Annotated in this window: 10 protein-coding genes; 4 read left to right on the plus strand and 6 right to left on the minus strand. The window is 64.9% G+C overall.

Annotation, left to right across the window (positions count from 1 at the left end; genetic code table 11):
- Positions 1-115: 115 nt before the first annotated feature.
- From ACZ9J7_RS00730 to ACZ9J7_RS00740, 3 genes are all read right to left on the minus strand, one after another.
- Positions 116-1,804 carry a peptide ABC transporter substrate-binding protein gene (locus tag ACZ9J7_RS00730; RefSeq protein ID WP_476206234.1) on the minus strand — a complete coding sequence of 563 codons (1,689 nt, stop codon included), beginning with the start codon at positions 1,802-1,804 and terminating at the stop codon, positions 116-118.
- A 274-nt stretch (positions 1,805-2,078) separates the two neighbouring features.
- Entirely contained in the window at positions 2,079-3,833 is a 1,755-nt protein-coding gene (locus ACZ9J7_RS00735) for an ABC transporter family substrate-binding protein (protein ID WP_476206236.1), read from the minus strand.
- A gap of 66 nt (positions 3,834-3,899) precedes the next feature.
- The gene (locus ACZ9J7_RS00740; RefSeq protein WP_476206238.1) at positions 3,900-5,558 is read right to left on the minus strand and encodes a cryptochrome/photolyase family protein; all 1,659 of its coding nucleotides are present in this window, start codon (positions 5,556-5,558) and stop codon (positions 3,900-3,902) included.
- Positions 5,559-5,695: 137 nt separating this feature from the next.
- Between ACZ9J7_RS00740 and ACZ9J7_RS00745 the strand changes: the two genes are divergently transcribed.
- The 3 genes from ACZ9J7_RS00745 (at position 5,696) to ACZ9J7_RS00755 (ending at position 8,257) form a co-directional block, all read left to right on the plus strand.
- Positions 5,696-6,838, plus strand: coding sequence for an ABC transporter permease (locus ACZ9J7_RS00745; protein WP_476206240.1), 1,143 nt, complete (start codon positions 5,696-5,698; stop codon positions 6,836-6,838).
- Entirely contained in the window at positions 6,835-7,566 is a 732-nt protein-coding gene (locus ACZ9J7_RS00750) for an ABC transporter ATP-binding protein (RefSeq protein ID WP_476206242.1), read from the plus strand. Before ACZ9J7_RS00745 ends, ACZ9J7_RS00750 begins: the two co-directional genes overlap by 4 nt.
- A 100-nt stretch (positions 7,567-7,666) precedes the next feature.
- Positions 7,667-8,257, plus strand: coding sequence for a TetR/AcrR family transcriptional regulator (locus ACZ9J7_RS00755; protein WP_476206243.1), 591 nt, complete (start codon positions 7,667-7,669; stop codon positions 8,255-8,257).
- Positions 8,258-8,351: 94 nt separating this feature from the next.
- Here the strand turns inward: ACZ9J7_RS00755 and ychF are convergent, their stop codons facing one another.
- Positions 8,352-9,437, minus strand: a complete 1,086-nt coding sequence (gene ychF / locus ACZ9J7_RS00760; RefSeq protein WP_476206244.1) for a redox-regulated ATPase YchF — start codon at positions 9,435-9,437, stop codon at positions 8,352-8,354.
- A gap of 90 nt (positions 9,438-9,527) precedes the next feature.
- On the opposite strand from ychF, the gene ACZ9J7_RS00765 reads away from it, so the two are divergent.
- Complete coding sequence (locus ACZ9J7_RS00765; protein WP_476206246.1) at positions 9,528-10,754, plus strand: DNA recombination protein RmuC; 1,227 nt, start codon at positions 9,528-9,530, stop codon at positions 10,752-10,754.
- Positions 10,755-10,832: 78 nt separating this feature from the next.
- On the opposite strand, the gene ACZ9J7_RS00770 is transcribed toward ACZ9J7_RS00765, so the two are convergent.
- Together ACZ9J7_RS00770 and ACZ9J7_RS00775 are read right to left on the minus strand one after the other, a co-directional pair.
- A complete protein-coding gene (locus ACZ9J7_RS00770) occupies positions 10,833-11,912 on the minus strand; it encodes a 4-hydroxy-3-methylbut-2-enyl diphosphate reductase (protein WP_476206247.1) in 1,080 nt (359 codons plus the stop codon).
- Complete coding sequence (locus ACZ9J7_RS00775; RefSeq protein ID WP_476206248.1) at positions 11,909-12,769, minus strand: hypothetical protein; 861 nt, start codon at positions 12,767-12,769, stop codon at positions 11,909-11,911. The genes ACZ9J7_RS00770 and ACZ9J7_RS00775 overlap by 4 nt, the downstream gene beginning before the upstream one ends.
- Positions 12,770-12,796: the final 27 nt, after the last annotated feature.

Genomic DNA, 12,796 nt, shown 5'->3' on the forward strand with positions numbered 1-12,796 from the left:
CCTTCCGGTAAAGGGGAAAACGGGTTCATGAATGCCTTCCTGCCGCTTGCAAGCCAATGGGGGCCCGGACGTAACCGGAACCCCCATCAGCTTTTACGGCAAGTTAGATCTGGGCCTACTTGGCCGTGATGCCGTAGTAGAGGATTTCACCGTTCCAGCCGGTTTCGGCCTTCACGACGTTGTTGCTCCACACGATCGGGCGTGCCTGGTCCCAGAGCGGCAGGCCGGGCAGGTCCTGGAACAGGATTTCCTGGGCCTGGTTGAACTTGGCGTTTGCCTCGTCCGTGCTCTTTGCCGCCAGGCCTTCCTTCAGCAGCTTGTCGAACTCCGGGTTGGAGTACTTCTCGTAGTTGGAGGAAGCACCGGTGGCCCAGACGGGTCCCAGGAAGTTGTAGAGCGACGGGTAGTCGCCCTGCCAGCCTGCACGGGTCAGGCCGGGCAGCTGCTGGGACTTGCGCAGGTTCAGGACTTCGGCGAACTTGGCGAAGGGCTGGATTTCAGCCTGGATGCCGAGGTTGTTCTTGAAGCCGTTGGCTACGGCGTCGATCCATTCCTTGTTGCCACCGTCAGTGTTGGAAGCAATCTGGAGCGGCTTGGAATCGTCGTAAGGCTGGATCTTGTTGGCCTGGGCCCACAGGTCCTTGGCCTTGGCAGGATCGAAGTTCAGGACCTCGCTGCCCTTGATGCCTTCCTTGAAGCCGTCAATGACCGGCGGTGCGAAGGCCTTGGCCGGGGTGCGGGTGCCGTTGAAGACCACCTTGGCGATTTCCTCGCGGTTGATGGCGTAGGACAGAGCCTGGCGGCGCAGCTTGCCTGCTTCGCCCTGGAAGTTCGGGTTGTAACCCGGGATGTTCAGGGTGGAGTCGGTGGCAACAGCCTTGGTGGCGTTGCGGTCCGGGAAGTCGTTGACGTAGGTCTTCAGGGCGTTGGACGGCAGGACGTCAGTGATGTCCAGGTTGTCCGACTGCAGGTCCGTGTATGCGGGGCCCGGATCGGTGTAGAACTTGAAGGTCACACCGCCGTTCTTGGCCTCGCGGGTACCCTTGTAGTCCGCGTTCTTCACCAGGGTGATGGACTGGTCGTGGACCCAGGAACCCTGCTTTTCGAACTTGTAGGGACCGTTGCCCACGGGGTTTTCGCCGTAGGTCTTGGGGTCCTTCAGAGCGGCGGAAGGAAGCGGGTAGAAGGCGGAGTAGCCGAGGCGCAGGGACCAGTCGGCTTCCGGCTGGGCGAGCTTGACCGTGATGGTGGAGTCATCGGTGGCCTGCAGTCCGGACATCGTGTCGGCCTTGGGAGCCGGCGTGGTGGTGGTCTTGCCGTCAGCACCCTTGACCGAGTCAACGGCCGACACGTCCTCGTAACCAGCGATCGATTCGAAGAAGAATCCGTTGTTCTGCAGGTTCTTGGAGTTTGCGGCAAAGTTCCAGGAGTCAACGAAGGTCTTGGCCGTGATGGCCTCGCCGTTGGTGAACTTCTGGCCCTGCTTGACCTTGATGGTCCAGTTCTGGGCGTCGGACGAATCGATGGAGTCGGCCAGCGCGTTGACCGCCTTGCCGTTCGCATCGTAGCTGCGGAGACCTTCGAAGAGCAGGTTGACGACGCGGCCGCCGTAGACCTCGTTGGTGTTAGCCGGCAGCAACGGGTTTTGTGGCTCGTTGCTGTAGGCGGTGATGACCTTGTTGGGATCGCCAGCTGCACTGCTGGATCCGTCGGTGCTGCCGCCGCCGCCGGCGCCGCACCCGGTCAGGGCAAGCGCGGCGATTGCCACGATGCCCAGTGCTTTGGAAGTGCGCGTAAAACGCATTCCGCCTCCTATGAGTTGTGGGAGAGATATAGGGGAATCTTGTGCTTCCCCGCAGGCCGAAGCAGCTCACCGCTGTGACGGAACCTACACAATACGAGTTAGCCTAACCGCACGCAGTCCAGATATTGGTACTCCGTTGCCAAACCGTGACCGGCGCAGTGCAATGCCCCCGTCAGGTGTGGATAGTTAGGCACGTCACATGCTACTCGGCGGTAGGCTGGACGGCGAATCGACGCCGCAAGTGCCAAAGGACCCCACACCAGGGGGGCTGCGCCTAGGACAGCCGCCACTCCCACACGTTCCACCAGACGCCCAGCGGACCAGGGCTGGTCTTCACGCCGGCGACCCTGGAGCGGAAGGCCGTGGTACCCAGGGTTTGGTAGAGCGGCAGCCCGTAGGCGTCCTCCCATACGTGCTTATCAATCTCGGCCAGGAGTTCGTCCTGCTTGCCCAGGTCCGTCGTGGCGGCGAGCTGCTCCATGATCTTGTCCGCGTCGCCGTCGGAATATCCCGTGAAGTTGCTGCCCGCCCCGGTGCGGAAGATCTGTGGAACCCTGCTGACGCCCACCTCGGTCCCGATCCACCCTGAGATGGCTGCCTCATAGCCACCCCGGCTCAACGCCGCGGCCCACTCGGTGCTTGCCAGCCCGCCGTCGACCACCCTGAATCCTGCCAGCGCGGCTGAATCGCGGATCAAGCCGTATGCCTTGGCCCGGTTCGGATTGTCGCGGTTGTAGAGGATGCGGATGCTGGGAGTTGCGCCATTCAGGAGCTTCTTTGCCCCATCGATGTCCACCTTGGCGTAGTCGGCAGACCCGTTGTTCTTTACGGTGTCGTCGTACTTGGGCTGCCCGGGGAGGAACACCTGCGAATCGAGCGGCTTGGTGTCCTGGGTTCCCACCACGGCATCAACAATCGCCTGCCGGGGCACGGTCTTCAGGAAGGCCTCCCTGACATCCTTGTCGGAGAACGTCCCGGTGAAGTTCAGGTCAAGGTGGTCATAGCCGGACTGCTTGTAGCGTTGAACGGTGATGCCTTGGCTGGAGAGGCCGCTGAGGAGGCTGTCAGTTGACGCTGAGGGCTGCGGTGAGATGATGTCTGCCTGGCCGCTGCGCAGGGCTTCGACTGCTGCCGGCACGGCCCCTGTGAACCTGACGTTGATCTCATCGAGCCAGGGTTCGGCGCCCCACACGTAGTCCTTGTTCCGGACCAGTTTCATGGAGACACCCGGAACGATGTCGCGGACAATGTAGGGGCCGCTGGAGAGGTAGAGCGCGGGGTCGTCGGGAACGGATTTCGTGTCAAACCCGGTGTTCCAGAAGTCACTGACCTTTTTGAGGGCGGGGTGGGACGCGGGCTTTTCCGGGTTGCCCCGCGGCGTGTCCTTGAGGAGCTTGACCAGGTCTTCTTCGTCGTTGAGTTCACTTTTTGCAGCGACGACGTGGGCCGGGAGTCCGACGTCGAACGCCACTTCCCAGTCAGCGTAGGGCGCGGCGTACTCAATGGTGATGGACCGGCCGTCCGAACCGATCTCGGGGAACAGCGTGCCCGCCAGGCCTGTGGTGTCCGAGGCGACGGAGAAGTATTTGGTGCCCTTGCCGGCGGCGGGATCGACGTCGTCGAAATACCCCGATCCTGCAGCCCAGGCCAGCAGGAGGTCTGCCGCGCCGATCGGGGCCCCGTCTGACCACTTCACGCCCTCGTTGACCGTGTATTTCACTTTCAGGGGCTGGTCAGAGACCTTCTCGAAGTGCCCGAACTTGTCATTGCGGACCACTTTGGAGCTGTCGTCCAGATAGTAGAAGCCGGAGTGCGTGATGGCACCGATCTTGGAATTGATGTCGGTATTGCCCGCGGCGCTGTAGGGGTTGAATGAGGAGAACGCATTGACTTCGGCCACGGTGACGCTGCCGCCGCGCTTCGCCTCCCCCACCACCACGGACGGGGCGCTGCCTCCCGAACATCCGGACAGGACCATGGCTGCCGCCAAAGCGGCGGTGACCAACTGCATCAGACGCCTGACCGGCATGCCGTCTCCTTGTGGTTTTTCCCTCTCCGGAGGGGACTGGGGCCGCTGCGATCACGCCCTGCATACTCAGGATACTTGGTGCTGTGGCCCGGTAGCCTGATCCGCACCCCCTCCGGTTGCAGGAGGGGGCCTCTGCAGCAACTTGTCCGCACCGGGCCGGGTGAGCAGCGTGCGGGCCCTTCGCCGGTGGCCTTCACGCACGCCGGGCTCCATCCGGTCAAGGAGGGAAACGATCATCCGCGAGCGCGGGTTCAGCTCAAAAACCGGGCGGTGGTCCTGTACGTAGGTCCAGTACAGCGCATCCCAGTCAGGCATCCACTCCCCCGACGGCAGGTCGGACATTTTCCGCAGGTAGTTGCTGCCCGACACATAGGGCTTTGTGGTGATGTCCGCCCCGGCGGCAAATTGGCTCATGGCGTAGACGTTGGGCACCATCACCCAGTCGTAGGCATCGATGAACATTTCCATGAACCACTCATAGACGTCATCAGGATGGATCCGGAGCAGGGACATGGCGTTGCCCAGCACCATGAGCCGTTCGATGTGGTGCGCATACCCCGTGGCCAGTACGCGGGATATCACCAGGTCCACAGGCGGCAACCCCGTACTTGCGTCCCACCAACCGGATCCCAGCTGGTTCCGGTGGTTGAGCAGGTTGGCTGTGCGCATCCGGCGCCCGCGCAGCCGATACGTTGCGCGCATGTACTCCCGCCAGCCGATGACCTGGCGCACAAAGCCCTCAAGGGAGGCCAGCGGAGTATTCCCATCCGCTCCGGCCAGGACTGCCTGCAGGATATCGCCCGGGTTCAGAAGGCCGATGTTGAGCCCGGGGGTCAGCAGTCCGTGGTTGACGAATGGATGCGCGGCGGAAATCGCATCCTCGTAGGGGCCGAAGCCCGCGAGGCGTTCTGCGACAACCTCCTGCAGGTGCCTTTGAGCCTCTTCCGCGGTGGTCGGCCAGGCGAAAAGGTGGGGGTCTCCAGGGGCATCCGGAAACTCCGTGGCGACCCAGGCGATGGCGGGTTCGACGTCGCCCGCGGCCTCGCAGCCGGGCTCTTTTCCCTGCCCGCCGCCCGGCAATGACAGCGCATCCAGGTTGAACGTCCCTTCCTCCTGGAGCAGGGGGTGGCCCCGGAACCTGCCGACAACGGGAGGGGTGTAGCCGCGGGGAAGCTTCCTGCGGTTGTCCGCGTCGAACGACCACTTCCCGCCGATGGGGGCGCCGTTGTCCACCAGGATGTCCAACCGCCGTCGCTGCCAGACGTAGAAGTCGTGCATCCGGGCGGGATTGCCGGCGAACCAGTCATCCAGCTGCGCCCGCGACGTGAGGAAGTTCGGTGTCTCAAGCACGTCCTGGCTGCGCATTTTGTAGCCGCCATCGTCGAGCCCGGCTTCGAGGTCCTTTTCAAGCCAGTCATCGACGACGTCAAACCAGGTCACGACCCGGGGGCGCCGCTGCCGGATGACGTCAGCCAGCTGGACACGTGACGTCCTCGCCGGGTCGCTGTGGAGGACAACCACGTCGTGCCCGAGGGCACGCAGGCGGCGGGCAAAACCAGCCATCGAGGCCCGGTGCAGGACCAGCTTGTGCGAATGGAACCGGTACTGGCGGAAGTAGAGGTCGTGCTCGATGAGCACAAAGACCGTGTCGTGGTCTGCACCGGCCCGCTGCTGCTCAAAGAGCTGGTGGGGCAGGACGAGGCGCACGAGCGGGCCGGCAGTCATACCGCAACCCTATGGCAGGTCCCACCGGCAGGCCCGGACGAGGGGGCGGCCGATTTGAAAGTTGTCCGTCTTACTGACATTCTGTCAGGAAGATGCTGACGCCGCGTCAGTATCATTCCCCTACCTAGGACAAACCAATGTTTCTTGCACTCCGCGAACTGACCTTCGCGCGTGGCCGCTTCAGCCTGATGGGCGGTGTCATTGCGCTCATCGCCGTCCTGATGGTGATGCTCTCCGGCCTGTCCTCGGGGCTCGTCAACGATGGCGTGTCCGGCCTCAAATCGATGCCGGTGACGGCCTTCGCCTTCGACCAGGGCACCAAAACCGACAATGCGTTTTCCCGCTCCGTGGTCGATGACCGGCAACTCGACTCCTGGCGGGGTGCAGAGGGCGTAGCCGCGGCCGAAAAGATGGGTGTCGGCATGGCCAATGCCACCACCGATTCCGGCAAGCAGGTCGACCTCACGCTTTTCGGCATCGAGCCGGGCTCGTTCCTGGAACCTTCCCGCTCCGCAGGAATCGGCCTCGGCGAGCCCGACGGCATTGTCGTCTCCTCGACGGCAAAGGCTGAAGGCATCGACCTCGGTACGGTCGTGACGCTGGACCGGATCGGCACGAAGCTCAGGGTGGTTGGCTTCACCGAAGGACAGTCCACGTTCGGCCACGTCGACGTGGCCTACCTGCCGCTGAAGACCTGGCAGCTGATCGCCTCAGGCCAGGCGGCCCCGGGAAGTCCGAATGCGGCCCAGTTGTCCGCACTGGCCTTTGATACCGCCAGCGTGGTCGCCGTCGAGGCGAAACCCGGCACCAAACTGGACCTTGCCGCCGGCGACACGGCCGCCGGCACCTCCAGCAAATCCCTGTCCGCCGCCTTCAATGCATCTCCGGGCTACGAGGCCGAGACCATGACCCTGAGCATGATCCAGGTCTTCCTCTACGCAATCTGCGCCCTGGTTGTCGGTGCGTTCTTCACCGTGTGGACCATTCAGCGCAAGCACGAAATCGCGGTCCTGCGGGCCATCGGCGCCTCCACCGGTTACCTGCTTCGGGATGGCCTGGCCCAGGCCGCCGTCCTGCTGGTGGGATTCACCGTCCTCGGCGTAGCCGCGGGCCTGGGACTGGGCGCAGCAATGCCCGACGCCATGCCTTTCGCCCTTGAGGCCGCGCCGATCGCCATCGCCACTGCCCTCACCATTGGCCTTGGCCTGATCGGTGCAGCCGTGGCTGTGATCCGAATTTCCCGCATCGACCCGCTCAACGCCCTTGGAGGACAGCGATGACCAACCCCAGCTTCACCCGTGCCGCAGCCGGCCCCGCCGCCGCGCCCCGAGCCACCGGCTTGTCCATCCGCAATGCGGTGATGGAACTCGGCGACGGCGACACCAAGGTGACAGCCCTGGATGACGTCAGCCTCGATGTGGCGCCGGGGGAATTCCTCGCGATCGTCGGTCCGTCCGGTTCCGGCAAGTCCTCCCTGCTTGCCGTTGCAGGCGCCCTCGCCTCACCGGATTCCGGAACGGTCAGCGTCCAGGGACAGGACCTTTCCCAACTAAGCAAAGGCAAACTTGCTGCGTTCCGGCTGGCAAACATTGGCTTCGTTTTCCAGTCCGGCAACCTCATCCCGGCCTTGACCGCTGCGGACCAGCTCCGGCTGGTCAACCGCCTCGCAGGCGGGCCGAAAAAGTTCGACCCGGTCCAGCTGCTGGACTCGGTCGGCATGGCCCACCGCGCCGGCAACCGGCCCGCCCAGCTCTCCGGGGGCGAGCGCCAGCGCATCGGCATCGCGCGGGCGTTGGTCTCCGGGGCGAAACTCCTCCTCGTGGATGAACCCACGGCTTCCCTGGACCGGGCAAGGAGCCGTGAGGTGGTGGAATTGCTTGCCCGACAAAGCCACCACCACGGTGTCGCCACCATCATGGTGACCCACGACCACGACGTCCTCGGCTATTGCGACAGCGTGGCCGAGATGGTGGATGGCCGGCTGGGGGCCCCTGCTCCGGCCCGCTAGCATCGGTTATTCCGGGCATGGCGACGGGCGGCCTGCTAAACCAGGCCGCCCGTCGTCGTACCCTTGATGCGTAGGCCAGCCAGTGTCAAAGGATCCCGTCATGCCCAGAATCAGGGCCGCCACCGTCGCGGAACACCGCGCCGCGCAGGAGCGCGCACTGCTGGATGCCGCCCACGAGCTCCTGCAGGAAACCTCCGAAGCGCCGACCATGGCAGAGGTAGCCTCGCGGGCAGGACTCTCAAGGCCCAGCGTCTACCAGTACTTCGACTCGCGGCAGGACCTGCTCCAGGCATTGGTCCGCGACATTTTTCCGCGCTGGACCGAGCGGGTCACCGGCGCCATGACCGATGCCCCAACCCAGGCGGACCGGGTCCTGGCCTATGCGACGGCCAATGTGGACCTCGTTGCTGAAGGAGCGCACGCGGTGGGGGCGGCGCTGGCCGCCTTGGCCCCCGGCGCCGAACTCGACGAGCAGGCCAGCCGGATGCACCGGCAGCTCCAGGAACCGCTGATCGAAACGCTCACCGCGCTTGGCGTTGCCGGTCCGGAGTCGGTCGCGGAGATGATCAACGCTGTGGTCCATGCCGGCACCCGCATGCTCGAATCAGGCCAAACACTGGCTGAGGTCCACACCCATCTCAGGACGCTGCTCGGGCCGTTCGTGGCCGAGCGCCAAGCGGCCGGACGCTAGGCTCCCCCGCTGCGGCGGCGCGGAGCCCCAAAACAGCGATGGCCGCCCGGAACATCTGTTCCAAGCGGCCATCGCTGACTGTCAATGGGCAGCGCTATACGTTGAAGCGGAACTCCACCACGTCGCCGTCGGCCATGACGTATTCCTTGCCTTCGATCCGGACCTTGCCGCGGGATTTCGCCTCAGCCATGGATCCGGCGTCCACAAGGTCGTCGAAGGAGACCACTTCGGCCTTGATGAAGCCGCGCTGGAAGTCGGAGTGGATGACGCCGGCTGCCTGCGGAGCCGTGTCCCCCTGGCGGATGGTCCAGGCGCGTGCTTCCTTGGGGCCCGCGGTGAGGTAGGTCTGCAGGCCCAGGGTGTGGAAGCCGACGCGTGCCAGCTGGTCCAGGCCTGATTCGTCCTGGCCGTTCATCTCGAGCATCTCGCGGGCTTCTTCCTCGTCCAGCTCCACGAGGTCGGCTTCGAGCTTGGCGTCCAGGAAGATGCAGTCTGCCGGGGCCACCATGGCGCGCAGCTCTTCCTGCTTTTCCGGGCTGCCCAGGATGCCTTCGTCGGCATTGAACACGTAGATGAAGGGCTTGGCAGTCAGCAGGCCCAGCTCCTTGAGGTGCTCCATCTCCAGTTTGTCGCTCTTGACCGAGGAAAAAATCGTGTCACCACGCTCGAGGACGGTCTGCGCGGCCTTGATGGCGGCGAGCTCGGCGGCTTCCCGCTTCTTGATCTTGACTTCTTTTTCGATCCGCGGGATGGCTTTTTCGATGGTCTGCAGGTCGGCAAGGATCAGCTCGGTGTTGATGGTCTCCATGTCGGAGCGGGGATCCACCTTGCCGTCAACGTGGATGACGTCGGGGTCGTCGAAGACGCGAACAACCTGCGCGATGGCTTCAGCCTCGCGGATGTTGGCCAGGAACTGGTTGCCCAGCCCCTCCCCCTCGGACGCGCCCTTTACGATGCCGGCGATGTCGACAAAGGAAACGGCGGCGGGCAGGACGCGCTGCGAGCCGAAGATCCCGGCGAGCTGCTGCAGCCTGGGGTCCGGGAGGTTCACGACGCCGACATTGGGTTCGATGGTGGCGAACGGGTAGTTCGCGGCCAGGACCTGGTTGCGGGTGAGCGCGTTGAAGAGGGTTGATTTGCCGACGTTGGGCAGTCCGACGATGCCAATAGTAAGAGCCACGAGCATTGATTCTACCCGCCGGACCCCGCGGGCCAGTACCCGGGGATGTCACTGCCCGTGATTGTCAGAGCCCCGTGCAACAGTGAAGCCATGGATGCTTTTGCCTTGATTCTGGCCCTCTTCATGCTGCTGCTGGGTGCGCTTGCCGGCGCTGCGGCCACCTACTTCTCATTGCGCCGGAACTCGCACGCACTGGAGGCGGACTTTGACCAGGTCTCGTCCCGGCTTTCAGAGGTCACAGCACAGCTGGCAGCGGCCGACGCCGAGCGGCGGCTTTTGGCGGCACAGAACCGCGAGCTGGGCGACGCCAGGACCCAGGACGGGAGTGTGCTGCGTGCCCTGGCGCCCGTGGCGGAGAAGCTGTCCGCCGTCCAGCAGCAGGTCGCGTTGCTGGAGCGGGACCGGGTGGAGCAGTACGGCCAACTGGCCCAGCAGCTCCAGGAGGCCCGGCTTTCCGATGAACAGCTCATCCGCTCCACCCATGCCCTGGAATCGGCGCTGCGTTCCAACAGCGCCAGGGGCCAGTGGGGCGAGGTGCAGCTCCGGCGTGTGGTGGAAGCCGCCGGGATGCTCCGCCACGTCGACTTCGTGGAGCAGGTCCACAGCGCAGGCCACGACTCAGCGGTGCGGCCGGACCTGGTGGTGCAGCTCCCGGGCGAAAAGCAGCTGGTGGTGGACGCCAAGGTGCCGTTGTCGTCCTACCTTGAAGCGCAGGAACTGGGCGCGGTGGACCCCCGCCTGGGCCCCGCCGGACCGCAGTCCGCCAATGACGGCCGCAACAGGCAGGCCCTCCTGGCGGCACACGCCAAGGCCCTCAGGGCGCACGTGGATGCGCTGGGTACCAAAAAGTACTGGGACATCCCCGGGAACTCCCCGGAACTGGTGATCTGCTTTATCCCGGCCGAGTCCATCCTGGCGGCCGCGCTCACAGCTGACGCCGGGCTCCTGGACCACGCGTTGTCCCGCAACGTCGTCCTCGCCTCGCCGAGCACCCTGCTGGCCGTGCTGAAGTCCGTGGCGTTCACCTGGCGCCAGGACGTCCTGACGGACAGTGCGCGCGAACTCTTCGAACTCGCGCGGCAGCTGTACGACCGGATGGGCACGCTGGGAGAGAACGTCACCAAGCTCGGATCCTCGCTGAAAACGTCCGTGGACCGCTACAACGCCATGGTGGGAACGCTGGAAGCCAGGGTCCTGCCCACAGCACGGAAACTCAACAGCCTGGAGGAAACAGGCTTGGTTGCACCCCCCTTGGTGGAGGTGCAACCGCGGGCGCTCGTGGCACCCGAGCTGCAGGGCGACGGGGAAGCAGCCTGACACGGCAGCAACAATGCGGAATGGGCCGGGCAGCCTGGTGGCTGCCCGGCCCATTCCGTTGGAATTGTGGTGCCGGTTCTAGCTGCGGGGCCGGCGTCCGCCCAGGGCCCGGCTGACATCTCCGGCTTCCTTGAGGGTGGCCCGGAGCTCCTTGGGCAGCGAAAAGAGGAGGTCTTCCTCAGCCGTGACTACTTCCTCCACGGCGCCGTATCCGTAGTCGGCGAGCAGCCGCAGCACGTCCTGCACCAGGACCTCGGGAACGGATGCCCCGGAGGTAACTCCCACGGTGGCGACGCCTTCGAACCAGGCCTCGTCAACCTCGTTGGCGAAGTCCACCCGGTAGGACGCCTTAGCGCCGTATTCAAGTGCGACCTCCACCAGCCGGACGGAGTTGGACGAGTTGGCCGAACCCACCACGATCACCAGGTCGGCCTTGGGCGCGATCTTCTTGATGGCCACTTGGCGGTTGGTGGTGGCGTAGCAGATGTCGTCGCTGGGCGGATCCTGCAGGGTTGGGAACCGTTCCTTGAGCAGCCGGACGGTTTCCATGGTCTCGTCCACGCTAAGCGTGGTCTGCGAAAGCCAGATGACCTTCTCAGGGTCCCGGACAGTGACCTGGTCCACTTCGTGCGGGCCGTTGATGATCTGGATGTGCTCCGGTGCTTCCCCTGAGGTGCCTTCCACTTCCTCGTGCCCGTCGTGGCCGATCAGGAGGATATCGAAATCGTCCTTGGCGAAGCGGACGGCTTCCTTGTGCACTTTGGTGACCAGGGGGCAGGTGGCATCAATGGTGCGCAGGCCCCGGGTTTCGGCGGATTCGACCACTGCCGGGGAAACGCCGTGGGCCGAGAAGATCACCAGGGCGCCCTCGGGCACCTCATCGGTTTCGTCCACGAAGATGGCGCCCTTTTCCTCCAGCGAGCTGACCACGTGGACGTTGTGGACGATTTGCTTGCGGACGTATACGGGCGGACCGTAGTGTTCCAGCGCCTTTTCGACGGCGATCACGGCACGGTCCACACCGGCGCAGTAACCGCGCGGAGCAGCCAGCAGTACCTTCTTGGCGCCGTTCACGGGGGCCGCAGCTGCTACTTCCTCCGGGGAGCGGCGCCTGCGCGGAATGGATGGCATCGAAAGGGATACAGCCGAGGTGGTCATGCCTCCATGCTACCGGCTGGCCTAACCCGTTTCCGGGATGCGAACAACGTCACAATGCCGGCTGCCACCAGGACGCCGCCGGCGACGGCGGTCGCCGTGATCCATGTTTGGAAGTCTGCACCGGCGGCGGCAAGGAACTCGTCGCGGAACATGTTGGCTATCGCGTTGCCGGTGTCGGCGGCCTGGGCACGGGCCGAGCCCAGCTGCAAGCCAAGCCCCCACAGCCCTGCGACCGCCAGGCCGCCGAGCCCTGCGGCCAGCAGCACGGTCCAGCGCCGGCGTGCCGCTACGAGGGCCAGCAGGAATGCCACCGCCGAGCCGATGGCCAGGACGTAGCCCATGGGCGCATACGTGGCCAGCCGCTCGGTCCATTCCCGTTGCGCAGGTTGGCCCACGTTAATCAGCGTCTGTTCCGGCGGGTTGAGGGGAAGCCGCGTGGCTCGGCTGATCTCCTCTGAGCCGAGGGCTACCAAGGGGGCGACGTCGAGGGTCAGCGACGAGGCCGAGGCGCCGTCCTGCGCCGCGGCGGGGTCGGCGAAGCTGAGGCGGTGGCTCCTGCGAAGGGTCTCCTCCCAGGCTGCCGGATAGCCGGGGAGGCCTGCCAGCGATTCCGCCGCTTTCTCGAGCATCGGTTCGACCAGTCCCGAGAGGAAACCGGGAACAGATCCGGTATCGATCGTCCCCACCGCCGCCGCGGCCAGCTTCCGTTGGAATTCCGGGTCCTTGCCGAGCGGAGCAGCAAGCCGGACAAATCCATCCTCCTGGACGATGTTGCGGTCCACCCAGATGGCGGGAACGGCTACGGCAGCCAGGAGGATGCCCAGCACGGTGGCGAGGGCAGAAACAAAAGTGCGCACAACAGGTCCTTCGGGGTTGGGGGCCTC

The sequence above is a fragment of the Pseudarthrobacter sp. TE9888 genome, from assembly GCF_056279345.1.